Annotated in this window: 1 protein-coding gene; it reads right to left on the minus strand. The window is 67.5% G+C overall.

The window, feature by feature from the left end:
* Positions 1-625, minus strand: a 625-nt coding sequence (locus JCM21793_RS29630; RefSeq protein WP_025031890.1) for a DinB/UmuC family translesion DNA polymerase, incomplete at both ends; no start/stop codon positions are given.

Raw genomic sequence — 625 nt, forward strand, 5'->3', positions numbered from 1 at the left:
GCAGAAAGCTCGCATGGGGCTCGGCGCGGGTGACGTTGCGCGCGCCGAACCGGTTGACCAGCCGGTCGAGAAGCGGGGCGATGTCGCCATCGCGCGTGGTCAGGGTGTCGTCGCCCAGATCCTCCTGCCGCATGGCAAGCGTTTCCACGGAAAAGGCGGTGAGGCTGGCGGCCTCGAAGCCGAAACCCGCGCGGTCCTCGATGCGGTCGAGCCGTTCGCCGAGAAGGCGGGCAAGATGCGCTGCATTGCGCGTGGCGGTGCTGGTGGCAAGCGGCAGGGCCTCGAACCAGCCATCGACGCGGAACAGACGCAGCTCCACCCGCCGCGCGCCCTTGCCGGCCTTTTCAAGCATCGTGCACAGGTCGCGTGAAAGGCGGTCGATGGCGATCCCGATTGCCTCCTGCGTGACGATGGGTTCGGCGAAACGGCATTGCGCGGCATGAAGATGCGGCGGGTTGAGCGGGCGAAAGCTTTCGTCCTCATGGCCAAGCGCTTCATCCAGCCGGCGCAGCGCCAGCGGGCCGAAGCGCGATGCCAGCGGCGCGCGCGGCTTGCCGATGAGATCGCCGACGCGTTTGAGGCCAAGCTTTTCAAGCGCCTTGACCGTGCTTTCCTCCAGCCGAAG

Source organism: Nitratireductor aquibiodomus NL21 = JCM 21793 (genome assembly GCF_000615975.1).
Taxonomy (GTDB): Bacteria; Pseudomonadota; Alphaproteobacteria; order Rhizobiales; family Rhizobiaceae; genus Nitratireductor; species Nitratireductor aquibiodomus.